The following is a 24,138-nucleotide window of genomic DNA, read 5'->3' as shown; positions in this document are numbered from 1 at the left end:
TCAGCGCGCCGCGAACCCCGCGATCACCGGCTCGATCCGCCTCAGATCCGGGGAGGCGTACATGTTCCCCTTCTCCCACGACTCCACGATCAGGAAGCCGTAGAAGGCCCGGCGCGCCGGGTAATCCGGCGGGAAGTAGAGGAACAGCGCCGACTGGCCCTTCCTCGGCATCCACCCCGGTCCCGGCGTCTCCGTCTCGTAGCGCATCGTGTGAAGCCTCCGGCCGGCGATCGTCTCGACCCCCCTCGCCACCGTCCCGAGTCGATACAGCCCGCGGGCGACGCCCTGCTCCAGCATGATGCGGTGCTCCTGCTCGAGGAACGCGTCCGCCAGCGCGTCCTCGCCCAGCGTCGCGGCGTCCTCGGGGATCGGCACCTTGAAGACCCGGACCTCGGTCGTCGCGACGTCGCTGCCGGTCGGCGGCGCGGGGGTCGCCCTCCTGAACGACACGGCCTCCGCGGACGGATCGCGCGCGACGCCCCAGCCGCCACCCTCCGGGACGGGGACGGTGTAGCTCGTGAAGGTCACGAAGGCTCCGGCCGGCCCTTCGCCCGTGGGGGCGGTCGCGCAGGCCGCGACCAGGACGGTCATGATCCCGGCGCCGCGGAGTCGACGATGCGCTCGCCTCCACCCGTGGTGGATCGCGGTGACCGTCATGGCCGTCCCCCTCGAGCTGGCCGATCATCGGGACGGGGTTCCGGGCGGGGTGATCGGGATCTTGGGGCGCGACGAGCCGGCTTCGCGCCGGAATCGCGCACGCGTGGCAGCTCGTGGCCGGGATCGACGATCGCGCTACACGCCCGCGAGGGACAGCGCCCACCGGACCGTGCCGGCGATCACGAGGACCAGGGCCGGGCTCAGCCGGAACCGGGTCAGCGTGAGCGCCGTCGCCGCGGCGATCCCGACGTCCGGCGGCCCGCGCAGCGTGCCCCCGAGGGTGACCGCGGCGGCCGCGATGAGCCCCACGACCGCCGGCGTGAGGCCGCGCAGCGCGGCGCGGACCCAGCGCCGGGACCGCACCCGGAGCAGCCACGCGCCGAGCACCACCACGAGCAGGAAGGGTGCGGCGAAGATGGTGAACGTCGCGACGATCGCGCCGGGGAAGCCGCGGACGACGTAGCCGATGAACGTCGCCATGAGGAGCACCGGCCCCGGCGTGAGCTTCCCCACCGCGACGGCGTTCGCGAACTGCTGCTCGGTGATCCAGCCGGCGTCGACCGCCGTGGAGTGGAGGTGGGGCACGATGGCGAACCCGCCGCCATAGGCGCCGAGGCCGGTGCGGAAGAAGAGGAGCCCGAGCGCGAGGAGGGTGCCGGCCGAGGCCCCCGCGGCGAGCCCGAGCGGCGCCACGGCGAGGACCGGCCGGTGGTGCTCCGGGGCGCGGGTCGCGCTGAGCGGCTCGAGCGGCTGGCCCTCGTCCGGGAGCGCGACCGGCGGAGAGGGCTTCGGCGCAAAGCGCCTTCGCGGGGCACGGCGCATGCGCGCGAGGCGCGCGCGCTTCGCGAGGAGATCGAAGACGAGGCCGGCGGCGATCCCGAGGCCCGCGATCTCGCCGGAGGCGGCGCCGCCCGCCGTGCTGAGGAGCAGGGCGGCCCCGGCGACACCCATCTGCCACAGGCGCCCCACCGAGGAGCGGACCATCTGGATCGCGAGCGCCGCGACGAGACCCACCACGCCGGCGTTGAGGCCCGACAGCACCACCTCGGCGCGGGGGGCGATGCCGAACCGGACGTACGCCCAGGCGAGGGCCAGCGTGAGGAGCGCGCCGGGGAGGATGAAGGCGGTGTAGGCGGCGACCGCGCCGGGGAGCCCCTGGAGCCGCAGCCCGAGGTGCGCGAGCGCGTTGGACGCGGCGCCACCGGGGAGCATCTGCGCGACGGTCGCCGTGTTGGTGAACTCGCGCTCCGTGACCCACCTTCGCCGCTCGACGGCGAGGTGGCGGATGTTGCCGAGCACGCTCACCCCGCCGCCGAACCCGATCACGCCGAGCCACAGGGACGCGCGGAACAGATCCGTCAGCGACGGCGAGATGCGCGTCGCGCCGCGTGGAGCGCGCTGGGTCGGACGGGGCGTCAGGGTCTCCATCTCCATGCCGTGAGGTCGTTTACGCCAGATCCACTCCGGGCGCCAACGGGAACGGTCCGGCGCGCCCCGCGGCGGAACCGTGCGCGCCCGGGCGAGAGCGGCTCGCTCCCTGCCCGGGCGCCGTGCCCCTCCGGGAGGGGCACGCGAGGAGGCGGACCTCGCGCGGCTTCGCGCCGCGCGTCACCCGAGGTCGACGGGCACGAAGATGCGCGCGTCCCCGCGGTCGACGAGGAGCGCGAGGTGCTTGCCCGCCCGGTCCACGAGCGAGCGAAGCTGCTCGACGCTCTTCACGTGGGTGCCGTTCACCGCGAGCACGATGTCTCCCGGCTGGATGCCGGCGCGCGCGGCCGGGCCGTCGGCGCCCTCGACGACGACGCCGGCATCGACGCCCACCTGCCGGCGCTCGTCGGGGGAGAGGGGACGGACGGCGAGGCCGAGCTTGCCGTGGCTCGCGTCCGCTCCGCCGGCGGCGGTCGCGCCCGCGCTCTCCGCCTCGCCGACGCGCACCTCGACGTCGCGCCGGTGCCCGTCCCTAAAGACCTCGAGCTTCGCCTCGGTCCCGGGCCGGAGCGCCGCGACCGCCGGAGGAAGCTCGGAGGAGCCGGAGACCGGGCTGCCGTTCAGCGAGAGGATCACGTCGCCGGGCTGGATCCCGGCGCGCGCCGCCGGGCTGTCGGGCTGCACGGAGCTCACCAGCGCGCCGGTCGGGCCCGGCAGGCCGAACGAGTCGGCGAGCGACTGGTTCACGTCCTGGATCGTGACGCCGAGCTGCCCGCGCGTGACCTTGCCGTGCGCGAGCAGCTGCTGCTCGACGTTCATGGCGAGGTCGATCGGGATCGCGAAGGACAGGCCCATGTAGCCGCCGGACTGGGAGTAGATCTGGGAGTTGATCCCGATGACCTCGCCGCGGGAGTCGAAGAGCGGGCCGCCCGAGTTGCCCGGGTTCACCGCGACGTCCGTCTGCAGGAACGGGACGTACCCGCCGTCGGGCAGCGAGCGGCCGCGCGCGGAGAGGATCCCGGCGGTCGCGGTGTTCTCGAGGCCGAACGGCGAGCCGATCGCGAGGACCCACTCGCCCACCTTCGTCCGCGACGGATCCCCGAGCCTGACGGTCGGCAGGCCCTTCGCGTCGATCTTGAGGACCGCGACGTCGGAGGCCTTGTCGACCCCGACGACGCGCGCCGGGAACTCCCGCTTGTCGGTGAGCTTCACCTTCACCTCGTTCGCGCCGGCGACGACGTGCGCGTTCGTGAGGATGACGCCGTCCGCCGCGACGACGAAGCCGGACCCGAGGCCGCGGGTGATCGCGCGGCCCTGCTGCCCGGGCGCGCCGAACTGCCGGAAGAACGGGTAGAACGGATCGCTCGGGTCGAGCTGCCCGAAGGGCGAGCCGGCCGCGCTCTTCACGCTCCCGGTCGTGCTCACGTTCACCACGGCGGGACCGTAGCGCTGGACGATCGCGCTGAAGTCGGGGACCGCGGCCGTCGGCGCCGGTTTGGAGTCCGGCGCCGCGCGGGTGGGCGTCGAGGGCGCGTCCCTCGCGACGTCCGCGGGCGACGCGAGCGCCCGGCCGTGGGACAGGTACCCCGTCGCGACGGCGGCGACGAGGGCGGTCGCGACGGCGGCAGGCTTCTTCCACCTGGAGGTCATGGTTCGGTTCCTTTCTCTCGGCCCGCTGCTGCGGGCTCGCGAGGAACGTAGAGCGCGAACCTTAAGAGCCCCTTAAGGCCGGCGATCCTCGTCGGGTGTCGTCGGGACCGGGGCCGGGGCCGCCCGGTCGCTCTCCGGCGCGGCGGCGACCGCGGCCCGCGCCGGGAAGTCGATCCGCACCGTGAGCCCGCCGCCCGGGGCGTCCTGGAGCACGACGGCGGCGCCGTGGCGGTCCGCGATCGCCTTCACGATGGCGAGCCCGAGCCCGCTGCCCGGCTCCGCGCTCCCGCCCCGCCGGTAGAACCGATCGAACACGCGCCGGCGCTCGGGCGCGGGGATCCCGGGCCCCCGGTCCGCCACGGCGAGGTACGGGCGCCCGTCGCCGACGCCGGCGGAGACGTCGACGCGCGCGCCCGGCGCGTACCGGAGGGCGTTCTCCACGAGGTTCGCGAGCAGCGTCCGGAGCGCGGCGGCGTCTCCCGCGACGACCGCATCGCCCGCGAGCTCCGTCGCGCCGAGATCGACGCCGCGGGCCTCGGCGAGGCGGGCGTGGTCCGCCACGGCCTGGACGGCGAGCTCGGCGAGGTGCACCGGCTCGAGCACCGTCGCGGGGGCGGCGTCCGGCTCGGCGCGCGCGAGGGTCAGGAGCTGCTGCACGACGTGGGTGGTCCGGTCGAGGGCGGCGCGGACGTCCGCGAGGGCGGTCGCGCGCTCCCCCGGGTCGCGGGCCCGCTCGGCGAGCTGCACCTGCAGCGCGAGCGCCGCGAGCGGCGTGCGCAGCTCGTGCGCGGCGTCCGCCACGAACGCGCGCTGCGCCGCGAGCGCGGCCCCGAGGCGCGCGAGCAGCTCGTTCAGGGATCGGACCAGGGGCATCACCTCCGCCGGCGTCTCGGCCTCCGGGAGCAGCGCCAGCGCGGAGGGTGTTCGCGACGCGACGGCGCCTGCGAGCCGGTCGAGCGGCGCGAGGGCGCGGCCGACGCTGCGCCACACGAGCATCGCCAGCAGCGGGAGCATGAGCAGGACCGGGACGAGCGTGCGGGACGCGGCCGCGAAGGCGAGCCGCTGCCGGACGCGAAGCGGCTGCGCGACCTGCACGACGAGGCCGGACAGCTCGGTGGAGTACACGCGCCAGTCCCCGCCGCTCGGCGTCCGGACGGTCGTGAACCCGAGCTCCGCGTTCTCCGGCAGATCGGCGTCCGGGCGGGACAGGTACAGCCGCTCCCCGTCGATGTCCCAGATCTGGATCGCGTAGTCGAAGCCGTCGCCCGCGTCGCCGGCGGGCGCCCCGCGGCCGGCCACCTGGCTGCGGAAGGTGAGCGCGATCTGGCGCAGGTGGTAGTCGAAGATCGTGTCGATCTCCTGGCGCGCGAGCCGGTACACGAGGAACGCCGCCGCGAGGGTCACCGCGGCCACCGCCGCGAGCAGCGCCACGAGGAGCGTGCGCCGGATCGACGTCACGATCGCCTCGGCACCACGTAGCCGACCCCGCGGAGCGTCTTGATCCACTCGGCGCCGAGCTTCCGCCGCAGGGCGTGGACGTGGACCTCGACCGCGTTGCTCTCGACCTGCTCGCCCCAGCCGTACAGCCGCTCCTCGAGGCGGGCTCGCGAGACGGGCCGGCCGGGGTGCTCGAGGAGGACGTGCAGCAAGGCGAACTCGCGCGCGGAGAGGGGCACCGCGCGCCCGTCGAGCGTCACCTCGTGGGCGGCGGGGTCGAGCGTGAGCCCGCCGAGCTGCAGGACCGGATCCGCCCGGCCCTCGCGGCGGCGCTGGAGCGCCCGCACGCGCGCCCCGAGCTCGTCGAGGTCGAACGGCTTCGGCAGGTAGTCGTCGGCGCCGGCGTCGAGGCCGGCGACGCGGTCCGCGACCGCATCCTGCGCCGTGAGGATCAGCACCGGCACGCGGTCGCCCCGGCGGCGCAGATCGCGCAGCAGCGCCATGCCGCCCTTGCGTGGCAGCCCGAGGTCCAGCAGGACGACGTCGTACGGCTCCCCCGCGAGCGAGAGCTCCGCGGCCTCGCCGTCCTGCACCCAGTCCACGGCATGCCCCTGCTGGCGCAGCGCGCGCCGCAGGGCGTCTCCGAGCATGCGGTCGTCCTCGACCAGGAGGAGGCGCATTCAAAAACAATTTAACGGCGCGCGCGCCGGGAGCAGCACGCGGAACGGAGGCGCCACGGACGGGCGGCGGGCCACGCGGCACGGCAACGTCGCGCACCCCCGACGACATCACCTCCGCTCCACGGCGGGGATCCCCACGGACGCGGCGCCGCGCGCGCCGTTTCGCGTGCGTCGCCGCGGCGATCATGTTACGGGGCGCAGCCGTGCCTCCCGTGCCGCCCGCCGCGCCCGAGCCCGCCCCCGGAGTCGCCGTCCCCGCCGAGCCGCGCCGGGGCTCCGGCCGGCACGCGTTCCTGGTCGCCGCCGGCATCCTCCTGTCCCGCGTCGTGGGGCTCGTCCGGCAGCGGGTCTTCGCGCACGCGCTCGGGAGCGGCGTGGTCGCGGGCGTGTTCTCCGCGGCGCTGCGGATCCCCAACCTCCTGCAGAACATGCTCGGGGAGGGCATCCTCAGCTCGTCCTTCATCCCGGTGTACGCGCATCTCCTCGCGCGCGGGGAGCGCGAGGAGGCCGAGCACGTCGCGGGCGCCGTCGCGGGCCTGCTCACCGCGGTCACCGCCCTGCTCGTCGTCGCAGGGATCCTCGCCGCCCCCGCGCTCGTCCAGGTGATCACGCCGGGCCTGTCCGGCGCGGAGCAGGCGCTCGCGATCCGGTTCGTCCGGATCCTGTTCCCCGCGACCGCCACCCTCGTGCTCAGCGCGTGGTGCCTCGGGATCCTGAACAGCCATCACCGCTTCTTCCTGTCCTATGCCGCGCCCGTGGCGAACAACGTCGCGGTCATCGCGGTGCTCGTCGCCGGGGCGGGCCGCGTCGACGACGCGCGGCTCGGCGGATGGGTCGCGTGGGGCTACGTGGTGGGGGCGGTCCTGCAGGTCGGCGTGCAGGTCCCGAGCGTCCTCGCGCTCGTCGGGCGGCTTCGGCCGTCCATCTCCGTGGCGCGCCAGTCGGTCCGCACCGTGCTGGGGAACTTCGCCCCGGCGCTCGTCGGCCGCGGCGTCGTCCAGCTCTCGGCCTTCGTGGACACGATCTACGCGTCGTACGTCGGCACCCGCGGCCTCGCGACGCTCGGATACCAGCAGACCCTGTACCTGCTCCCCATCAGCCTGTTCGGCATGGCGATCTCCGCGAGCGAGCTGCCCGCGATGAGCGCGGCGGTGGGGACGCCCGCCGCGGTCGCCGCGGCCCTCCGCACCCGGCTCGACGCGGCGCTCCAGCGGCTCGCCTTCTTCGTCGTCCCCTCCGCCGCGGCGTTCGTCGCGATCGGCGACGTCCTCGCGGGAGCGCTCTTCCAGACCGGGAAGCAGACGGCGGCGGACACGCGCTACCTGTGGCTCGTGCTCATGGGCTCGGCGGTGGGGCTCGTCGCCGCCGCCAAGGGGCGCGTGTACGCGTCGTCCTTCTACGCGCTCCGGGACACGCGCACGCCGCTCCGCTTCGCGGTCGTGCGCCTCGCGCTCACGGCGTCCCTCGCCTGGTGGTCCGCGGTGAAGATGCCCGACCTGCTGGGTGTGCCCCGCGAGGCGGGGCTCGTCGGGATCACCGCCACCACCGGGCTCGCGGCCTGGGTGGAGTACGCGCTGCTCCGGCGCGCGCTCGCGCGCCGCATCGGTAAGACCGGCGTGCCGGGCCGCCGGATGGCGCTCCTCTGGGGCGCCGCCGCGGTCGCCGGAGGCGCCGCGCTCGCGACGAAGGTGGCGCTCGTCCGCTGGCGCGGAGCGATGCCGGGGCTCGCGTCCGACTGGGGCGGGGCGTTCCTGCCGCCGCCGCGGATGCATCCGGTCCTGGCCGCGCTCCCGATCGTCGGCGCGTTCGCCGTCGTGTACCTCGGGCTCGTGCTCGTGCTCACGCCGGGAGGCGCCGCGGCGCTCCCGGGGTTCCGGCGCCGCGTCCGGCGGTGAGCCGTACGCCGCGAGGGGCCCCACCGCGGAGGCGGGCATGCGGTGAGTGAGGGGCCGCTCTTCACCGAACGTCACCCGAGCCGCGCGTCGCGAGTGACGTTCGGCAATTCCACCGCGCTGACCGATCGCACGCCGACAGGGGCCACGTCCCGCTCGCCCGAACAACTCGGGCGATCCCCGAATGAGCCGGCGAGCGTCGTGACGCCTGTGCTTGGATTCGGGCGGTCCGACCGGTGGCCGCATGCCAGGGCTCCACTCCTCGTCCATTGGTGCCGCATGCGTCCGGCGCGGCTGTTGCGCTCTGGCCGGGATCCTTCTCGTCCTCGGGCAGTTGCCCTTCGGCGCCGCTGCCGGCGAAGGGGAGGTGGGCTCCGCCGACGCAGGGGCGCGGCTCTTCTCGGGCCAGACCCGCCTTGCGGGCGGCGGGCCTTCCTGCGCGGCCTGTCACGCCATCGCCGGGCTGCCGTTCCCTGGCGGCGGCACGATGGGCCCGGACCTCACCGGCGTCTACGCCAGGTACGGACCCGAGGCGCTCGGCACGGTGCTCGCGACGCTCTTCTTCCCCACCATGGATCCGGTCTTCGCCGGCAGGCTCCTCACCCCCGCCGAACGAGCTGACCTCCAGGCGTTCATGGCCGCGTCGGGGACGAGCCCGGCGCCCGCGGCGACAGGGCGCCTGCTCCTCTTCGGACTGCTACTCCTCGCGGCTGCGGCGGCGCTGATGGCGTGGCTGGGGCGCGCGCGGCTCTGCGGCGTGCGTGCTGCGCTGGTGGCGGATGCGCGTCGCGCGCGGGAAGGACGACCGTGACCTGGATCCGCGATCTGCTCGATCCGAAGGTGCGCCGCTGGGAGGAGATGTACCGCAACCGGTGGCAGCACGACTCCGAGACGCGGAGCACTCACGGCGTCAATTGCACCGGTGGGTGCTCGTGGATCGTGTACGTGAAGGAGGGGATCGTCACCTGGGAGATGCAGGCGACGGACTACCCGGCGCTCGAGGCGGGGCTCCCACGGCACGAGCCGCGCGGCTGCCAGCGGGGCATCTGCTTCTCCTGGCACGTCTACGCACCCACGCGCGTCAAGTACCCGTACCTGCGAGGCGTGCTCGCGGATCTCTGGGCGCGAGCGCGGGCCGAGCACGCGGATCCGGTCGAGGCCTGGGCCTCCATCGTCGAGGACGAGGTTTCGCGGAGCGCGTACCAGCAGGCGAGAGGGAAGGGCGGCCTGCGGCGGGCGACGTGGGAGGAGGCGCTCGACCTCGTGGCGGCGTCGCTGCTCTACACCGCCAAGCGGTACGGTCCGGATCGCGTGATCGGGTTCTCTCCCATCCCGGCCATGTCGATGGTGAGCTACGCCGCCGGGTCGCGCTTCCTGCAGCTGTTCGGCGGCGCTCTGCTCAGCTTCTACGACCTCTACGCCGACTTTCCGCCGGCCTCGCCGGAGACCTGGGGCGAGAAGACCGACGCCCCGGAGAGCGCCGACTGGTTCAACAGCAAGTACATCGTGGTGGCCGGGTCGAACCTCTCCATGACCCGCACGCCCGACGTGCACTTCGCCGCCGAGGCGCGCCACCACGGCGCGAAGCTGGTGGTCCTCTCGCCCGACTTCAGCCAGGTCTCGAAGTACGCCGACTGGTGGCTGCCGGTGACCGCCGGGATGGATGGGGCGCTCTTCCTCGCGGTGTCCCACGTGCTGCTGAAGGAGTTCCACGCCGAGCGCGATGTCCCCTACTTCACGGGTTACCTGCGGCGCTACTCGGACGCACCGTTCCTGGTCGTCCTCGAGCCGGGGCCGGCCGGGCACGTACCGGGGCGGATGCTCCGGGCGAGCGAGCTGGCGCGCTATCGGGGCGAGGAGCACGCCGAGTGGAAGCCGCTCGTCCTCGATCGCCTGAGCGGCGAGCCGCGCATGCCGCAGGGCTCGATCGGCTTCCGCTGGCAGAAGGAACCAGGACGCTGGAACCTCGAGCCCCGCGACGGCCAGGACGGCGCCGAGATCGATCCCGTGCTCACGTTCCTCGGGGAGCGGGACGCGGTCGAGCAGGTCACCTTCGCGGAGCCCGGCGCGAGCCGCACCCTCCTGCGCGGCGTCCCGGTCCGGCACCTCGAGACCGTCGGCGGCCAGGTGGCGGTCACCACCGTGCTCGACCTCCTCATGGCGCAGTTCGGCGTCGCTCGCGGCCTCGAGGGCGACTACCCGCAGGGCTACGACGACGCGGAGGCGCCGTACACCCCTGCCTGGCAGGAGCGGTACACCGGCATCGGTCGGAACACGGTGGTGCAGCTGGCGCGGGAATGGGCCGCCACCGCCGAGCGGACGAACGGGAAGTGCACCGTCATCATCGGCTCGGGCGTGAACCACTGGTACCACGCCAACCTGCACTATCGCGCCGCGATCACGCCGCTCGTCCTGTGCGGTTGCGTTGGGGTGAGCGGCGGCGGGCTCGCCCATTACACTGGCCAGGAGAAGCTCGCCCCGACCGCCTCGTGGTCGGCGCTCGCCATGGCGCTCGACTGGGGCGCTCCACCGCGGCTGCAGAACGGACCGTCCTTCCACTACGTCCACAGCGACCAGTGGCGGTACGAGCGCGAGGCGCCGGAGGCGCCGCCGGCCGCAGGCAAGTTCGCGAGGTCGCACACCCTCGATCATCAGGTGGACGCGGTGCGCCGCGGCTGGCTCCCCTTCTACCCGCAGTTCGACCGCAGCCCCATCGAGCTCCTCCGCGAGGCGGAGCGGGCCGGCGCGCGCTCCGAGCCGGAGGTCGTGCGGTGGGTGGCGGAGCAGCTCCGGACCCGGGCCCTGCGCTTCGCGGTGGAGGACCCCGACGCGCCGGAGAACTGGCCGCGGGTCTGGCTCATCTGGCGCGCCAACGCGCTCCTCTCCAGCGCCAAGGGGCACGAGTACTTCCTTCGGCACTACCTCGGGCTCGACGGGAACGCCGTGGCCGACGCCGACGCAGCGGAGGAGACGGTCCACGAGGCGGTCTTCCGGCACCCCGCGCCGCGCGGGAAGCTCGACCTCGTCGTCGACGTGAACTTCCGCATGGACACCTCGGCGCTCTACGCCGACGTCGTGCTGCCGGCAGCCACCTGGTACGAGAAGGACGATCTCAACACCACCGACCTCCACTCCTACATCCACCCGCTCGGCGCAGCCGTGCCGCCCTGCTGGGAGTCGAGGACCGACTGGGACACCTTCAAGGCCCTGGCCGAGCGGGTGAGCGCGCTCGCCCGAGACCACTTCCCGGAGCCCTTCCGCGAGGTCGTGGCGACGCCGCTCCTGCACGACACGCCGGACGAGCTCGCGCAGCCGGAGGTGCGGGACTGGGTCCGCGGAGAGTGCGATCCGATCCCGGGCCGAACCATGCCGCACCTCTCGGTGGTGGCGCGCGACTACCCGAACCTCCACCGCCGCTTCTGCGCCCTCGGCCCCAGGCTGCGCGAGGAGGGCGTAGAGGACCGCGGCGTCCACATCCCGGTGGGTGACCTCTACGACGCCTACGCGCGGAGCGCGCCCTCGACGGAGTGGAACGGCGTCCGCATGCCGTCGCTCGCCCGCGCCACCGAGGCGGCCAACGTGGTCCTGCACTTCGCTCCCGAGACGAACGGGGAGGTGGCCTGGCGCGGCTTCCAGGTGCAGGAGCGCCGGGTCGGGCTGCCGCTCGCCGATCTCGCCGAGCCGTACCGGGGCGTCTCCTACGACTTCCTCGCGGTCACGAAGCAGCCGCGCCGAATCCTCACCAGCCCGTGCTGGTCGGGCATCACCAACGGCGGCCGGGCTTACACTTCCTTCGCCATCAACGTGGAGCGGCTGGTCCCCTGGCGCACGCTCACCGGCCGCCAGCACCTCTACCTCGACCACGCGGCCTATCGCGCTTTCGGTGAGGCGCTGCCGGCGTTCAAGCCTCGCATCGACGCGGCGGGCGCGGGCGCGCTGCTGCGCTCGGGGAGCGTCCCCGGGATCACGCTCAACTGCGTGACGCCGCACGGCAAGTGGCACATGCACACGACGTATTACGACAACCTGCGCATGCTCACGCTCTCCCGCGGGGTCGAGCCGTTCTGGCTCAACGACGCCGACGCGGCGCAGATCGGGGTGGCGGACAACGACTGGGTCGAGGTCTTCAACGACAACGGCGTCGTCGTGACCCGCGCGGTGGTGACGGCGCGGGTGCCGCGCGGCCTCACCATTTTCTACCACGCGCCGGAGCGCACCATCTCGTTCCCCAAGTCGCCGCTGCGAAGGAATCGCCGCGGCGGGGGCCACAACAGCCTGACGCGGATGCGGCTCAAGCCGGTCCTGATGGTGGGCGGGTACGCCCAGCTCTGCTACCGCTTCAACGACTACGGCCCGCCCTCCTCCGACCGCGACACCTGGGTCGTGGTGCGCCGCCTCGAAGGTGCACCGCTCTTCTACTGAGGGTAAACGCCATGGATGTCCGGGCCCAGGTCTCGATGGTGTTCCACCTCGACAAGTGCATCGGGTGCCACACCTGCAGCATCGCCTGCAAGAACCTGTGGACCGACCGTCGCGGCGCCGAATACATGTGGTGGAACAACGTCGAGACGAAGCCCGGCACCGGCTACCCGACGCTGTACGAAGACCAGGAGAAGTACCGGGGAGGATGGGAGGCGGGCGCCGGTCGTCCGCGGCTCAAGCTGGGCGGACGGCTGGCCGAGCTGGCCAGGATCTTCCACAACCCCCGGCTCCCGGCGCTCGACGACTACTACGAGCCCTGGACCTACCGCTACGACCAGCTCATCGGCGCGCCGCCGTCCGACGACCAGCCGGTCGCGACGCCGGTGTCCCTGGTCACCGGCGAGGACATGAAGATCGAGGCGGGGCCGAACTGGGACGACGACCTCGGTGGCTCCTCCATCTACGCCGCAGCCGACCCGAACGTCGAGGCGCTCACCGATAGCGAGCGCGGGCAGCTCCTCGCATTCGAGCGGCTCGTCTTCTTCTACCTGCCGCGCATCTGCAACCACTGCCTCAACCCCGGCTGCCTCGCCGCCTGCCCGGCCGGCGCCATCTACAAGCGGGGGGAGGACGGCATCGTCCTGGTGAGCCAGCACAAGTGCCGCGGCTGGCGGATGTGCATCTCGGGCTGCCCCTACAAGAAGACCTATTTCAACTGGGCCAACGGCAAGGCGGAGAAGTGCATCCTCTGCTACCCCCGCCAGGAGACGCAGCAGGTCCCGGCCTGCATGCACTCGTGCGTGGGGCGCATCCGATACCTCGGCGTCCTCCTCTACGACGCGGAGCGGCTCGCCGCGACGGCCGCCCTGCCGGACGCGGAGCTCGTCGAGGCGCAGCGCGCGCTCATCCTCGACCCCTTCGACCCGGAGATCGCCGCCGCCGCCCGGGAGGCAGGCATGCCGGAGGCCATCCTGGAGGCCGCCCGTCGGTCGCCGGTCTTTCAATTCGTGAAGCGCTTCCGGCTGGCGCTGCCCCATCACCCCGAGTTCCGCACGCTGCCCATGCTCTTCTACGTCCCGCCGCTGCTCCCGGTCATGGCGACGGTCTCGGACGGCCACTACGAGGTGACTCCCGAGCTGCTCAGCTCGCTCGACGCGAGCCGGCTGCCGCTCCGTTACCTCGCGGCCATGTTCACCGCTGGAGAGGTCGCCCCCATCGTCGAGGTGTACCGGAAGCTCGTCGCCGCGCGGCTCTACCAGCGGGCGACGACGGTCGGCGACGTGCCGCGGGAGAGCGCCACCCACGCGCTCGAGGAGGCCGGTCTGAGCGCGCAGGACGCAGAGGAGATCTACCGGCTCACCGCGCTCGCCTCGTTCGAGGAGCGCTTCGTCGTCCCGCCCTTCTTCCGCGAGGGTGCGATCGAGTCCGTGGAGGACGTGCACGAGCACCAGGAGGAGGAGGGCGCGGGGTTCCTGCGGCCTCCCCGGCGCGGCTGGTGAGCCATGGGCGGCGAGCTCTACGAACGACTCTCCGAGCTCCTCGAGTACCCCGGGCCACGCGTCGGCGAGCGGGTGGCAGCGTGCATCGCGCGACTCGAGGCGCGCGCTCCGGCGGCGCGCGCGCTGCGCGAGTTCGAGCGCCTCCTGGAGGGCGTGCCGGTGGGCCAGCTTCAGGAGAGCTACACGGCCGCCTTCGACCTCGACCCGAGCTGCTCGCCGCACGTGGGGTACCGGCTGCTCGGGCCCGACTCGCGCCGGGGGACGTTCCTGGCCCGGCTGGCGGCGCGCTACCGGGCGCGCGGCTTCTCCGCCGGGCGGGAGCTCCCCGACCACCTCACCGTCCTGCTCAGGTTCCTGGCGCACGCGCCGGACGAGCCGGATCGAGGCGAGCTCGTCGGCGAGTGCCTCGTGCCGGCGCTCTCGAGCCTCGCGCGAGAGCTCCGGCGGCGGGAGCATCCGTACGCCCCGCTGGCAGAGGCGATCCAGCTCGTGCTCGAGGTGGATGCTCGGGGGGAGCGAGCCCGATGAACGCATTCTTCTTCGTCGCCTGGCCGTATGTCGCCTGGGTGCTCGCCATCGTGGCCGGGATCTACCGCTACTTCACCGCGCGCTACACCTACTCGAGCCTCTCGTCGGAGATGCTCGCGAGCCGGAGCCTGTTCTGGGGATCGGTCTCCTGGCACTACGGCATCATCCCCATCCTCCTCGCGCATCTGCTGGCGGGCGTCTTCCCCTCCGCCGCCGCTGCGGCGGTCTCGCGTCCGGGCGCGCTACTCGGCCTCGAGGTCGTCGGGCTCGCGCTCGCCTTCCTCTCCATCCTCGGGATCGCGACGCTCATCGGGAGGCGGCTCGGGACGCGTTCGCCGCTGCGGCGGGAGACGTCCGGGATGGACTGGGTTCTGCTCGCCGTCCTCGCCCTCCAGGTCGTCACCGGGGCGGGGATCGCGCTCTTCGTCCGGTGGGGATCCCGCTGGTACCCGTACACGGCCGCCCCGTGGTTCTGGTCCATCGTCCGGCTCGACCCGGACCCGGCGAAGGTCGCCGCGCTCCCGGGGTTCGTCCAGCTCCACTTCGTGAGCGGCTTCCTCCTCATTGCGCTCTTCCCGTTCACCCGCCTCGTGCACCTCGTCACGGTGCCGGTCACCTACCTCTGGCGGCCGTATCAGATCGTGAGCTGGCTGGGACGACGCGGCGCCGGGAGGTCGCCCATGCCGTGATCGCGCCGGTACGCCCTGCGCCGGCCGGGCCGGAGGACGGCGCGCGGCGCAGCTTCCTCGCGCGCCTGAGCATCGCCGCCGGGGCCGTCGCGGCGGCGCTCGTCGCCGTCCCGAGCGGCCTCTTCCTGCTCGGCCTGCGCCGCGCTCCCCGGGTGTGGAGGACGGTCGGACGCCTCGACGCGTTCGAGGTCGGGAAGACGGTGGAGGTCTCGTTCCTCGATCCTTCGCCGCTGCCGTGGACCGGCGTCACCGCGCGAACGGCGGCCTGGCTGCGCCGCGTCGACGACCAGGAGTTCATCGCCTTCTCGGTGCACTGCACGCACCTCGGCTGCCCGGTGCGCTGGCTTCAGGAGGCGGAGCTGTTCATGTGCCCCTGCCACGGAGGCGTCTTCTACGAGGATGGGCGAGTCGCGTCGGGGCCGCCGCCCCGCCCGCTGTCGCGCTACCCGGTCCGAGTTCGCGCCGGCGTGGTCGAGATCCTCACCAGTCCCATCCCCATCGCCTGAGCCGGAGGCGACCGCATGCGAGTGCAGCGCGCCTGGCAGTGGTTCGACGAGCTGACGGGGTTCTCGCGGACGCTCGGCTCCGTCCTGCGCCACCCCGTCCCGCCCGCCGGCCGGACCGCCTGGCTCTACGTCTTCGGGAGCGCCACGCTCCTCACCTTCGTGCTGCAGGTGATCACCGGGACGGCCCTGGCGAGCGCCTACGTGACCTCCACCGGCGACGCGTACGAGAGCCTTCGCTTCATCACGGAGGTGCCGCTCGGTCGCATCACCCGCGGCCTCCACGCCTTCGGCGCGTCGATGATGGTGATCCTGATCGGCGTCCACGTCATCCGCGTCTACCTCATGGGCGCCTACAAGTACCCGCGCCAGATGAACTGGCTCACGGGGGCGGTGCTGTTCCTCCTCACGCTCGGCATGGCCTTCACGGGACAGCTGCTGCGCTGGGACCAGACGGGGTTCTGGACGGCGGTGATCGCCGCCGAACAGGCCGGCCGCACCCCGCTCGTCGGCGGCTGGCTCGGGCACTTCCTCCTGGCGGGCGACACCGTCGGCGGTGCGACGCTCTCCCGCTTCTTCGCGACGCACGTGTTCTTCATCCCGGGCCTGATCTTCTTGCTCGTCGCGCTGCACCTCTACCTCGTCGTCTACAACGGCATCTCGGAGCCGCCGCGCGCGGGGCGTCCCGTCGACCCCGTCACCTACCGCGCCTGGTACCGCGCGCTCCTCGAGCGCCATGGGCAGCCGTTCTGGCCCGACGCCGCCTGGCGCGACGCGGTGTTCGGGCTACTCGTCATCGCGACGATCTTCACGCTGGCCGTCGCGGTCGGTCCACCAGAGCTGGGGCGCCCGCCCGATCCCAGCATCATCGAGGCCTCGCCGCGGCCGGACTGGTACTTCCTCTGGTACTTCGCCGTCCTGACGCTCATCCCGAGGTGGTCCGAGAACTACGTGATCATTCTCGGGCCGCTCTCCCTCATCGTGTTTCTCGTGGCGCTGCCGCTGGTCGCCGGGCGCGGCGAGCGCAGCCCGCTGCGCCGACCGTGGGCCATCGCGGGCGTGGCGGCGGTGGTGCTCATGATCTGGCACTACTCGGGCGTGGGTGCCCTCGCGCCCTGGTCGCCGCGCTTCGAGGCGAAGCCGCTCCCGGCGGAGGTGGTCGGCGCGACCAGCGGGCCGGTGGCGTCGGGCGCCAGGGTGTTCTACGACCGCGGCTGCGAGTACTGCCACCTCGTCGCCGGGCGCGGTGGCATCCGCGGCCCCGACCTCAGCGACGTCGGCGACCGCCTCACCCAGGAGCAGATGGCGACGAGGATTTTCAGCGGCGCCGCGAACATGCCCTCCTATGCGGGCAAGCTCCGCGCGGAGGAGCTGGCCGATCTGCTCGCGTTTCTCTCGTCGCGCAGCCGCGGCGCGGGACCCGCCACGGCGCCGCCGCGGCCGCCCTGAGTGAGGGCGCGGCGCGCTCGCGCACGGGTGGCGCGCCTTCACGACGCCGGACGGCCCGGTGGTCTCGGCGCAGGTCGCGGTACGTGGACCGCGTCACGGCTGCGAGGTCTTGTCCGCCATCGCCTCGAGCGCGATCGCCGCGTGCGCGAAGGCCGCGCCGGCTCGCATCTCGGCGGCGACCCATATCGCCTCCATGATCTCACGCTCACTCGCGCCGTCGCGGAGCGCGCCGAGCGTGTGGGCGCGAATGCAGTACGGGCACTGCGTCGTGTGAGCGACCGCCACGGCGATGAGTTGCTTCACCTTGCGCGGCAGCGCACCTTCCCCGAAGGCCGCCTTGCTGAACTCGTGGAACGCCCGGTCGATCTCCGGCGCCAGCTCGCGCCGGTGCTTTGTGAGCTCCGGGGTAGAAGCCGGGTAGATGTGATCGTGCATGCTCCCTCCAGGTGGATGATGGCCATGCCAGGCGAGGAGGGCCGGCAACCCCTGGGATCATCGCCATGAACGGCGTTCCGGAGATGATCCGGCGGAGGCGGCAGGGGCGGCGCGAATCGTTGGATATCAGACCATCAGCGCTCGTCCCGTGACCGCCCCGACCGACCGCTCCACGCGCCCGCCCGCCCGGGTAGGGGGCCTGGTTCGCGGCCGTCGCCCCTCCGGGGCGCCGGCTACGTCTCGACCGGCATCGTCGGCGACGAGACGATCTACCGCGCGGCGGCCCAGGCGCGCCCGCCTAGCCCCGCGCCACGGCCACCGCCCGGAGCGGCGATCGTTATGGTACGAGAGCAGGATGCGTCGGATCGTCGAGCCGATGAAGCCGAGCTCCCCTCGGCCGCAGCCGACCCGTGATTCGGGGATCGGGCCGCTGGCGCGCGGACGTCCGCTCGGGCCGGTGCTCGAGTTCATGCGCTCGCTCTGGGGCGTGAACCACGGCCTCGAGTCCACGTCGCGGCGCATGAAGGCGCGGTTCGGCGTCACCGGTCCGGAGCGGATGGTCGTCCGGCTCGTCGGCAGGTACCCCGGCGTGTCGGCGGGCGAGCTCGCCGCGCTCCTGCAGGTGCACCCGAGCACGGTGACGGGCGTGCTGAAGCGGCTCGTCCGTCGCGGGCTCCTGTCGCGCCGCGCGGACGTCTCCGACGCGCGCCGCGCGCTGTTCATGCTCACCTCGAAGGGCGCGTCGGTCGATGCCATCCAGCGCGGCACGGTGGAGGCCGCGATCAGCGCCGCGATCGCGTCGCTCCCCGCCGCGGACGTGCGGACCGCCGCCGCGGTCCTCGACGCGCTGAACCGCGCGCTCTCGGAGTGAGCGGCGGGATCGACTCCGGTCGTCGCCGGCGCCGTCAGGACGGGGGCGGTCGGGGCAGGATCGCCTGCCGGAGCTCCCGGTCGCCGATCCAGCCCAGGATCTCGCCGCCCCGGACCACCGGCACCTGCGAGATCCCGGACCGCTCGAGCACGAGCGCGACCTCGCCCCACGTCGCGTCGGCGGGCACCGCCGCGAACGGCACCATCGCGTCGCTCACCTTGAGCCACGCGAGCTCGGTCGCGGGGACCTGCAGGACCACCTCGAGCTCGACCAGCCCGCGCAACCCGCCGGCACCCGCGATGGCGACGACGCGCTGCCGCCCGGCGGTGCGGGCGGCGTCGACGAGCTCGGCGAGGGTGGCGTTCTCGCGGAACGGTGGCAGCTCCGCCGGGACGGCCGAACCCGACGGCGCCGGGGCGCCCAGCGGCTCGGAGACCAGGGCAGGCGCGCGGCCGGGGCGCTGCGTCGCCGAGCGGCTCGCGACCTGCGCGGGATAGAGCGAGTACCTCCGCAGCGCGACGTACGCGATCCCGATGGCGAGCATCATCGGGACGAGCAGGTCGTAGCTGCCGGCGAGCTCGGCGACGAGCACCAGGGCCGAGAGCGGCGCGTGCGCGAGCCCGCCGTAGAGCGTGCCCATCCCGACCAGCGCGAACGCGCCGGGGTCGATCGTCGGATCTCCGAGAGAAAGCCGCGCCGCGTGACCGAAGGCGCTGCCGACGAGCCCGCCGATGACCAGCGACGGGGCGAAGTCGCCTGCGGCGGCGCCGGAGCCGATGGTGAGGGCCGACGCGATCATCTTGAGGACGGCGACGAGGAGGAGGAGCCCGACGACGCTCGCGCCCGCGGGCAGCCAGTCCGCGCCGGTGATCGCCGCCTGCAGCACGCCGTAGCCGCCGCCGAAGACGCCGAAGCCGCGCGCCGCGTCTCCATGCGCGCGTGCCATCCACAGGGCGAGCGCCGTCCCCAGCACCCCCATGGCGAGCCCGCCCAGCGCCGGGCGAAGCCACACCGGGCCGGGGATCCGCCTCGCGACCCCCTGGACGGCGCGGAGCAGCCGGACGAAGGCGACCGCCGCGAGCGACACGGCGATGGCGACGGCTCCGTAGAGCGGCAGGTGGCCCGGCCGGAACCCGAACCGGGGCAGCTGGCCGAACAGCGTGGTCTCGCCGAAGAGCGCGATCACGATGGAGTACGAGACGACGCTCGCGAACACGGCGGGGACGAGCGCCTCGGACTCGAAGTCGTCGCGGTACAGCATCTCCGTCGCGAGGAGGGCGGCGCCGAGCGGGGTGCGGAACACCGCGGAGATGCCGGCCGCGATTCCCGCGACCAGGAGGACCCGGCGCTCCGCCCGGCTCGTCGGGAGGAGCCGACCGACGGCGGCGCCGACGGCGGCGCCGATCTGCATCGTCGGGCCCTCGCGGCCGCCGGAGCCGCCGCTCGACAGCGCGATGACCGCCGCGAGTCCCTTCACGGGGATGACCCGGCGCCTCATCACGCCGCCGTGGTGGTAGGCCTCGATGGCGGCATTGCCCCCGCCGCCGGACGCCTCCGGCGCGAAGCGCCACGTCAGCAGCCCGCTCGCGAGGCCGCCGATCGCAGGCAGCAGCGCGAGCAGCCAGGGCCGGAACGCCTCCGGCGCGAGCGGCGGGACGAAGGTCTCGCCGTGCGCGCGCACGGGCTCGAACCCCGCGACGCCGCCGAGCAGCGTGCGCTGGACCAGCTCGAGCGAGGCGAAGAACGCGGCGCCCATCGCGCCGGCGACCACGCCGACCGCGCCGGCCTGGAGGAGCGTCCGCCCGACGATCCTGAGATCGATCGGCGCCTCCTCTCCGAGGAGCGCCACGTTCCAGAGCGCCTGGATGCGCCTCGACGCAGGGCGACTCGCCGGGGCTCGGTCCTCGTCGCTGCGGGGCGGTGCAGTCGGCATGCCGTCATCGATGCCCCGGGACCGCCGTCTTGTCCAGCACCGCGTCGCGGGCGAATCCCGCGGACGGTTGCACATCAAAGCTTCGATCGCATAGCATCCGGGCGTGCGATCCCTGCTCCGCGTGGGTGTGCCTCTGCTGCTCGGGCTGGCGGTGCTCGCCTGGATGGCGACGATCGCCGTCGCCGAGACGACCCGGTCATGGTTCACGCGGGACGTGGAGCTCCGCGCGCGGCTGGCGGCGTCCGGGGCCCAGGAGGGGCTCGCGTCCCACCTCGCGGCGGGCGAGCAGCGGAAGGTCCTGAAGATCCTCGAGGGGCTCGCGCAGGACGAGCGGATCATGGCTGCCGAGGTCTGCACGGCGGCGTTCCTCACGGTGGCCCGCACGCAGAGAATCCCGGCTTCGTTCGGGTGCGAGGGGCTCGAGGCGAGACGCCATGGCGCAGGCGCACGCGACCTGCCCGGCGAGCTCGACGCGGAGCTCGACGGCGGCCCCGTCCACCTGAGCGTCCACGCCATCCGCGCGGACGGAGAGCTGCGCGGATACCTGGTGCTGTTCCAGGACATGAGCGTCGCGGCTCGGCGCGAGACCGCGGCGAAGCACTTCACGATCGCCGTCTTCGCGGTCGTCGCCGTGCTCGCCTCGATCCTGACGGCGCTCGTCCGGAGGGACTCGTGGCGGACGTGGACGCAGGAGTTCCGCCGCGTCCTCGCGCTGGCGCCGCGATCCCCCGGGCTGCCGTCGAACGGGCCGGCGGCGTTCAGCCCGGTGCTCCAGGACGTCCGGCAGCTCGTCGAGGATCTCGCGAAGGAGCGCGCGTCGGCGTCCGGCGGTCGCTGGTCGCCGGAGCGCCTCCAGCAGACGCTCCGGGACGCGCTCCACGGCGAGAGCGTCGTGATCCTGGGGAACCGCGAGCCGTACGTCCACGAGCGGGGGGCCGACGGTGCCGTTCGCGTGTTGCACCCGGCGAGCGGTCTCGTCACCGCGCTCGAGCCCGTGATGCGCGCGTGCTCGGGCACGTGGATCGCGCACGGCAGTGGCTCGGCGGATCGGGACACGGTCGACGCGTGCGACCGGGTCCGGGTGCCGCCGGGCGAGGAGTCGTACGCGATCCGGCGCGTCTGGCTGAGCAAGGAAGAGGAGCGCGGCTACTACTACGGCTTCTCGAACGAGGGGCTCTGGGCCCTGTGCCACATCGCCCACGCGCGCCCGGAGTTCCGGGCCTCGGACTGGCAGCAGTACGTGACCGTGAACGAGCGGTTCGCGAAGGCGGTGTGCGACGAGGTGAAGGGCCCCGACCCCGTCATCCTCGTCCAGGACTACCACTTCGCGCTCGTGCCGCGGATGATCCGGGAACGGCTTCCCCGGGCGACGATCATCACCTTCTGGCACATCCCCTGGCCTAACGCGGAGCGGCTCGGGATCTGCCCGTGGCGTCGCGAGGTGCTCGACGGCCTCCTCGGCAGCAGCGTGGTGGGCTTCCATACCCAGCAGCACTGCAACAACTTCGTCGAGGCGGTCGACCGGTATCTCGAGACGCGGATCGATCGCGAGCGGCAATCGGTCGTGCAGGGCGGCCGGGAGTGCCTGGTCCGCAACTATCCGATCTCCATCGAGTGGCCGAACCGGTGGGCCGCGGCGGCGCCCCCCGCGGCCGAGTGCCGGCACGCGGTCCTCGCGGAGCTCGGGCTGGACGCCGACGCGCTCCTCGGCGTCGGGGTCGATCGCCTCGACTACACGAAGGGCATCGAGGAACGGCTCCTCGCCGTCGAGCGCGCCCTGGAGCGATTCCCGCACCTCCGGGGCCGGTTCACCTTTGCGCAGCTCGCTGCACCGAGCCGGACGCTCATCCCCAGGTACGCGGCGCTCAACGACGCCGTCGAGGCGCTCGCGGCACGGATCAACCGCCGCTTCGCGTCCGGGACCTACCGGCCGATCGTGCTGCTCCGGGCGCACCACGAGCCACCGGCGATCTTCCGGTACCTCCGCGCCGCCGACGTCTGCTACGTGAGCAGCCTGCACGACGGCATGAACCTGGTCGCGAAGGAGTTCGTCGCGGCGCGGGACGACGAGCGCGGCGTCCTCGTCCTGAGCCAGTTCACCGGAGCGGCGCGGGAGCTCACCGAGGCGCTCGTGGTGAACCCCTACGATCTCGAGGAGGCGAGCGCCGCGCTCGCGACGGCGCTGCAGATGCCCGCCGCCGAGCAGGCGGAGCGCATGCGCGCCATGCGCGCGATGGTCTCGGAGCTCAACGTGTATCGCTGGGCCGGCCGGATGCTCGCCGACGCCGGGCGACTGCGGCAGCGCGGGCGGCTCTCGGATCGGCTCTCGCTCGGCCTGCGCGTGGTCGGCGGAGGGCGCTCTTGACCCCGATCCGCTCGCGGGAGGGCGTCGCCCTGGTGGAGGACGCGGCCCGGGATCGGGCGCTCCTCGCGTTCGACTTCGACGGGACGCTCGCGCCTCACGTCGAGGGCCGGCGCGCCGCGACGATGCGCGACTCGACCCGCGCGCTCCTGCGCATGGCCGGCATCCTGTACCCGTGCGCCGTCTTCTCGGGGGGAGATCGCGCCGACGTGCTCCCGCGCGTCGCGCGCGTGCCGCTCGTCGCGGTGTTCGGCAACCACGGCGCCGAGCCGGAGGAAGGGGCGCCGGATCCCCGGATCTCGCGCCAGGTCCAGGCGTGGGCGGCGGCGCTCAGGGCCGTGCTCGACGGAGCCGAGGGGGTCGACGTCGAGCAGAAGGCCGTCGGCATCTCGGTCCACTACCGGCGTACGCTCGGCCGAGCCGACGTCCAGAGACGGTTGCTCGAGGTCGCGTCGTCGCTGCCCGGCGCGAGGGTCTTCGGCGGCGAAGCCGTGCTGAATCTCGCCCCGTGCGATCTCCCGACCAAGGGGAACGCGCTCGAGGCGCTCGCGGCACGGCTCGGTCCACGGACGGTCGTCTTCGTGGGCGACGACGCGGACGAGGACGCCTTCCGCTCGTGCGCGGTGACGGCCGGCATCCGGCTCGGCCCGTCGACGGCCTCCGCGGCGCGCTTCTACCTGCGCGCGCAGTCCGACGTCGACGAGCTGCTGCGGGCCCTCGTCGCCGCGCGCTCACGCGCCGCCTGTCTCGGCGAGCGATGGCCACAGCGGTGCGGAGCACCGAAGAACGGAGGAGACGGATGACGCCCATTCTCTCGATGGCGGGCAGGGAAGCGGTCCTGGAGATCGCGCGCGGTCGCGCGCTCCTGGCCCTGGACTTCGACGGCACGCTCGCGCCCATCGTGCCGGACCGGAACGCCGCGCGCGTCCGGTCCGACACGGCCGGGCTGCTCCGGACGGCGGCGCTGATGTACCCGTGCGCCGTCGTCTCCGGCCGGTCTCGCGGCGACGTGGCGAGCCGGTTGCCACGGGTGCCGCTCGTCGCGGTGATCGGCAACCACGGCGCGGAGGCCGCGTTCGGCCCCCTCGACCGTGGCCTGGAGCGGCAGGTGGCGGCGTGGCACGGTCCGCTCTCGGACGCGCTCGCCGCGACGCAGGGCGTCGACGTCGAGGACAAGTACTTCAGCATCGCGGTCCACTACCGCGCCGCCCCGTCGTGGGACCTCGCGCGACGGCGAATCCTCGACGCGGCGGCACGGCTCGGGAACGTGCGGATCTTCGACGGGCACGCGGTCGTCAACCTCGTCCCGGCGGATGCTCCGACCAAGGCGGACGCCCTCGAGGACCTCTCCCGCCGCCTCGGCGCGCGCGCGGTCGCGTACGTGGGCGACGACGCGACCGACGAGGAGGCGTTCCGGTCGGGCGCGGTGACGTACCCCGTCCGCATCGGGCACGGCCGAGAGACGGCGGCCCGCTTCGCGCTCCCCGACCAGGCAGCGATCGACGACCTGTTGCGCGCGCTGATCGCCGCGCGCGCGCAACAGGACGGTCTCGGGGCGCGGTGGGAGGGGCTCGTTCGCGTGATGGGCTGACGCCGAGTCGCTCCCGTGCGCGGGCGCTCGGCGAGCGACCGGCCGTGCGCCCCGTTGCGGCGAGCGGTCTCGTGCCGCGCCCCATGTGCGCACGCCGTCTCCCCAAGGTCCT

19 protein-coding genes are annotated in these 24,138 nt (G+C 73.6%); 12 read left to right on the top strand and 7 right to left on the bottom strand.

What is annotated here, in order from left to right; genetic code table 11:
- From AMOR_RS06645 to AMOR_RS06625, 5 genes are all read right to left on the bottom strand, one after another.
- Complete coding sequence (locus AMOR_RS06645) at window positions 1-657, bottom strand: hypothetical protein (RefSeq protein WP_248359904.1); 657 nt, start codon at window positions 655-657, stop codon at window positions 1-3.
- A 135-nt stretch (window positions 658-792) separates the two neighbouring features.
- Complete coding sequence (chrA, locus tag AMOR_RS06640) at window positions 793-2,091, bottom strand: chromate efflux transporter (RefSeq protein ID WP_248359901.1); 1,299 nt, start codon at window positions 2,089-2,091, stop codon at window positions 793-795.
- Window positions 2,092-2,265: 174 nt separating this feature from the next.
- On the bottom strand, window positions 2,266-3,735 hold the full coding sequence (locus AMOR_RS06635) for a DegQ family serine endoprotease (RefSeq protein ID WP_248359898.1): 1,470 nt from the start codon (window positions 3,733-3,735) through the stop codon (window positions 2,266-2,268).
- 72 nt (window positions 3,736-3,807) lie between these two features.
- Window positions 3,808-5,193, bottom strand: coding sequence for an ATP-binding protein (locus tag AMOR_RS06630; RefSeq protein ID WP_248359895.1), 1,386 nt, complete (start codon window positions 5,191-5,193; stop codon window positions 3,808-3,810).
- Window positions 5,190-5,852, bottom strand: coding sequence for a response regulator (locus AMOR_RS06625; RefSeq protein WP_248359892.1), 663 nt, complete (start codon window positions 5,850-5,852; stop codon window positions 5,190-5,192). The genes AMOR_RS06630 and AMOR_RS06625 overlap by 4 nt, the downstream gene beginning before the upstream one ends.
- Window positions 5,853-6,055: 203 nt before the next feature.
- Between AMOR_RS06625 and murJ the strand changes: the two genes are divergently transcribed.
- From murJ to AMOR_RS06585, 8 genes are all read left to right on the top strand, one after another.
- Window positions 6,056-7,747 carry a murein biosynthesis integral membrane protein MurJ gene (murJ, locus tag AMOR_RS06620; protein ID WP_248359889.1) on the top strand — a complete coding sequence of 564 codons (1,692 nt, stop codon included), beginning with the start codon at window positions 6,056-6,058 and terminating at the stop codon, window positions 7,745-7,747.
- A 364-nt stretch (window positions 7,748-8,111) separates the two neighbouring features.
- Window positions 8,112-8,555, top strand: coding sequence for a cytochrome c (locus AMOR_RS06615; protein ID WP_248359886.1), 444 nt, complete (start codon window positions 8,112-8,114; stop codon window positions 8,553-8,555).
- Entirely contained in the window at window positions 8,552-12,166 is a 3,615-nt protein-coding gene (locus AMOR_RS06610; RefSeq protein WP_248359883.1) for a nitrate reductase subunit alpha, read from the top strand. The genes AMOR_RS06615 and AMOR_RS06610 overlap by 4 nt, the downstream gene beginning before the upstream one ends.
- Window positions 12,167-12,177: 11 nt before the next feature.
- Complete coding sequence (gene narH / locus AMOR_RS06605; protein ID WP_318653851.1) at window positions 12,178-13,665, top strand: nitrate reductase subunit beta; 1,488 nt, start codon at window positions 12,178-12,180, stop codon at window positions 13,663-13,665.
- A 3-nt stretch (window positions 13,666-13,668) separates the two neighbouring features.
- A complete protein-coding gene (gene narJ / locus AMOR_RS06600) occupies window positions 13,669-14,193 on the top strand; it encodes a nitrate reductase molybdenum cofactor assembly chaperone (protein ID WP_248359880.1) in 525 nt (174 codons plus the stop codon).
- The gene (gene narI / locus AMOR_RS06595) at window positions 14,190-14,882 is read left to right on the top strand and encodes a respiratory nitrate reductase subunit gamma (protein ID WP_248359878.1); all 693 of its coding nucleotides are present in this window, start codon (window positions 14,190-14,192) and stop codon (window positions 14,880-14,882) included. Before narJ ends, narI begins: the two co-directional genes overlap by 4 nt.
- Window positions 14,879-15,388: a QcrA and Rieske domain-containing protein gene (locus AMOR_RS06590; RefSeq protein ID WP_248359876.1), complete on the top strand. Its 510-nt coding sequence runs from the start codon at window positions 14,879-14,881 to the stop codon at window positions 15,386-15,388. The genes narI and AMOR_RS06590 overlap by 4 nt, the downstream gene beginning before the upstream one ends.
- A gap of 15 nt (window positions 15,389-15,403) precedes the next feature.
- Window positions 15,404-16,834, top strand: a complete 1,431-nt coding sequence (locus AMOR_RS06585; protein WP_248359874.1) for a cytochrome b N-terminal domain-containing protein — start codon at window positions 15,404-15,406, stop codon at window positions 16,832-16,834.
- Window positions 16,835-16,927: 93 nt separating this feature from the next.
- Here the strand turns inward: AMOR_RS06585 and AMOR_RS06580 are convergent, their stop codons facing one another.
- Window positions 16,928-17,269, bottom strand: coding sequence for a carboxymuconolactone decarboxylase family protein (locus AMOR_RS06580; protein WP_248359871.1), 342 nt, complete (start codon window positions 17,267-17,269; stop codon window positions 16,928-16,930).
- Window positions 17,270-17,624: 355 nt separating this feature from the next.
- On the opposite strand from AMOR_RS06580, the gene AMOR_RS06575 reads away from it, so the two are divergent.
- The gene (locus AMOR_RS06575) at window positions 17,625-18,140 is read left to right on the top strand and encodes a MarR family winged helix-turn-helix transcriptional regulator (protein ID WP_248359869.1); all 516 of its coding nucleotides are present in this window, start codon (window positions 17,625-17,627) and stop codon (window positions 18,138-18,140) included.
- Window positions 18,141-18,174: 34 nt separating this feature from the next.
- On the opposite strand, the gene AMOR_RS06570 is transcribed toward AMOR_RS06575, so the two are convergent.
- Window positions 18,175-20,073 (bottom strand): chloride channel protein, encoded by a 1,899-nt coding sequence (locus tag AMOR_RS06570; RefSeq protein WP_248359866.1) that lies wholly within the window; start codon window positions 20,071-20,073, stop codon window positions 18,175-18,177.
- Between the two features lie 103 nt (window positions 20,074-20,176).
- Here AMOR_RS06570 and AMOR_RS06565 point away from each other — a divergent pair, with 103 nt between their 5' ends.
- Genes AMOR_RS06565 through otsB (AMOR_RS06555) form a run of 3 tightly spaced genes read left to right on the top strand, consistent with a single transcriptional unit; the run spans window position 20,177 to window position 24,026 of the window.
- A complete protein-coding gene (locus AMOR_RS06565; RefSeq protein WP_248359863.1) occupies window positions 20,177-22,438 on the top strand; it encodes an alpha,alpha-trehalose-phosphate synthase (UDP-forming) in 2,262 nt (753 codons plus the stop codon).
- Window positions 22,435-23,238 carry a trehalose-phosphatase gene (gene otsB, locus AMOR_RS06560; protein WP_248359860.1) on the top strand — a complete coding sequence of 268 codons (804 nt, stop codon included), beginning with the start codon at window positions 22,435-22,437 and terminating at the stop codon, window positions 23,236-23,238. Before AMOR_RS06565 ends, otsB (AMOR_RS06560) begins: the two co-directional genes overlap by 4 nt.
- Window positions 23,235-24,026 (top strand): trehalose-phosphatase, encoded by a 792-nt coding sequence (gene otsB / locus AMOR_RS06555; protein ID WP_248359857.1) that lies wholly within the window; start codon window positions 23,235-23,237, stop codon window positions 24,024-24,026. The genes otsB (AMOR_RS06560) and otsB (AMOR_RS06555) overlap by 4 nt, the downstream gene beginning before the upstream one ends.
- Window positions 24,027-24,138: the final 112 nt, after the last annotated feature.

The sequence above is a fragment of the Anaeromyxobacter oryzae genome, assembly GCF_023169945.1.
In the GTDB taxonomy this organism is placed as follows: Bacteria; Myxococcota; Myxococcia; order Myxococcales; family Anaeromyxobacteraceae; genus Anaeromyxobacter; species Anaeromyxobacter oryzae.
The sequence above is the reverse complement of the archived record's forward strand: the minus strand, read 5'-3'. Positions and strand labels throughout refer to the sequence as shown.

Coding starts and splice junctions, on each gene's coding strand:
- AMOR_RS06635 (WP_248359898.1), bottom strand. CDS start 3,735: ATGACCTCCAGGTGGAAGAAGCCTGCCGCCGTCGCGACCGCCCTCGTC.
- AMOR_RS06575 (WP_248359869.1), top strand. CDS start 17,625: ATGCGTCGGATCGTCGAGCCGATGAAGCCGAGCTCCCCTCGGCCGCAG.
- narI (WP_248359878.1), top strand. CDS start 14,190: ATGAACGCATTCTTCTTCGTCGCCTGGCCGTATGTCGCCTGGGTGCTC.
- AMOR_RS06570 (WP_248359866.1), bottom strand. CDS start 20,073: ATGCCGACTGCACCGCCCCGCAGCGACGAGGACCGAGCCCCGGCGAGT.
- AMOR_RS06585 (WP_248359874.1), top strand. CDS start 15,404: ATGCGAGTGCAGCGCGCCTGGCAGTGGTTCGACGAGCTGACGGGGTTC.
- AMOR_RS06625 (WP_248359892.1), bottom strand. CDS start 5,852: ATGCGCCTCCTCCTGGTCGAGGACGACCGCATGCTCGGAGACGCCCTG.
- AMOR_RS06580 (WP_248359871.1), bottom strand. CDS start 17,269: ATGCACGATCACATCTACCCGGCTTCTACCCCGGAGCTCACAAAGCAC.
- otsB (WP_248359857.1), top strand. CDS start 23,235: ATGACGCCCATTCTCTCGATGGCGGGCAGGGAAGCGGTCCTGGAGATC.
- narH (WP_318653851.1), top strand. CDS start 12,178: ATGGATGTCCGGGCCCAGGTCTCGATGGTGTTCCACCTCGACAAGTGC.
- chrA (WP_248359901.1), bottom strand. CDS start 2,091: ATGGAGATGGAGACCCTGACGCCCCGTCCGACCCAGCGCGCTCCACGC.
- AMOR_RS06645 (WP_248359904.1), bottom strand. CDS start 657: ATGACGGTCACCGCGATCCACCACGGGTGGAGGCGAGCGCATCGTCGA.
- narJ (WP_248359880.1), top strand. CDS start 13,669: ATGGGCGGCGAGCTCTACGAACGACTCTCCGAGCTCCTCGAGTACCCC.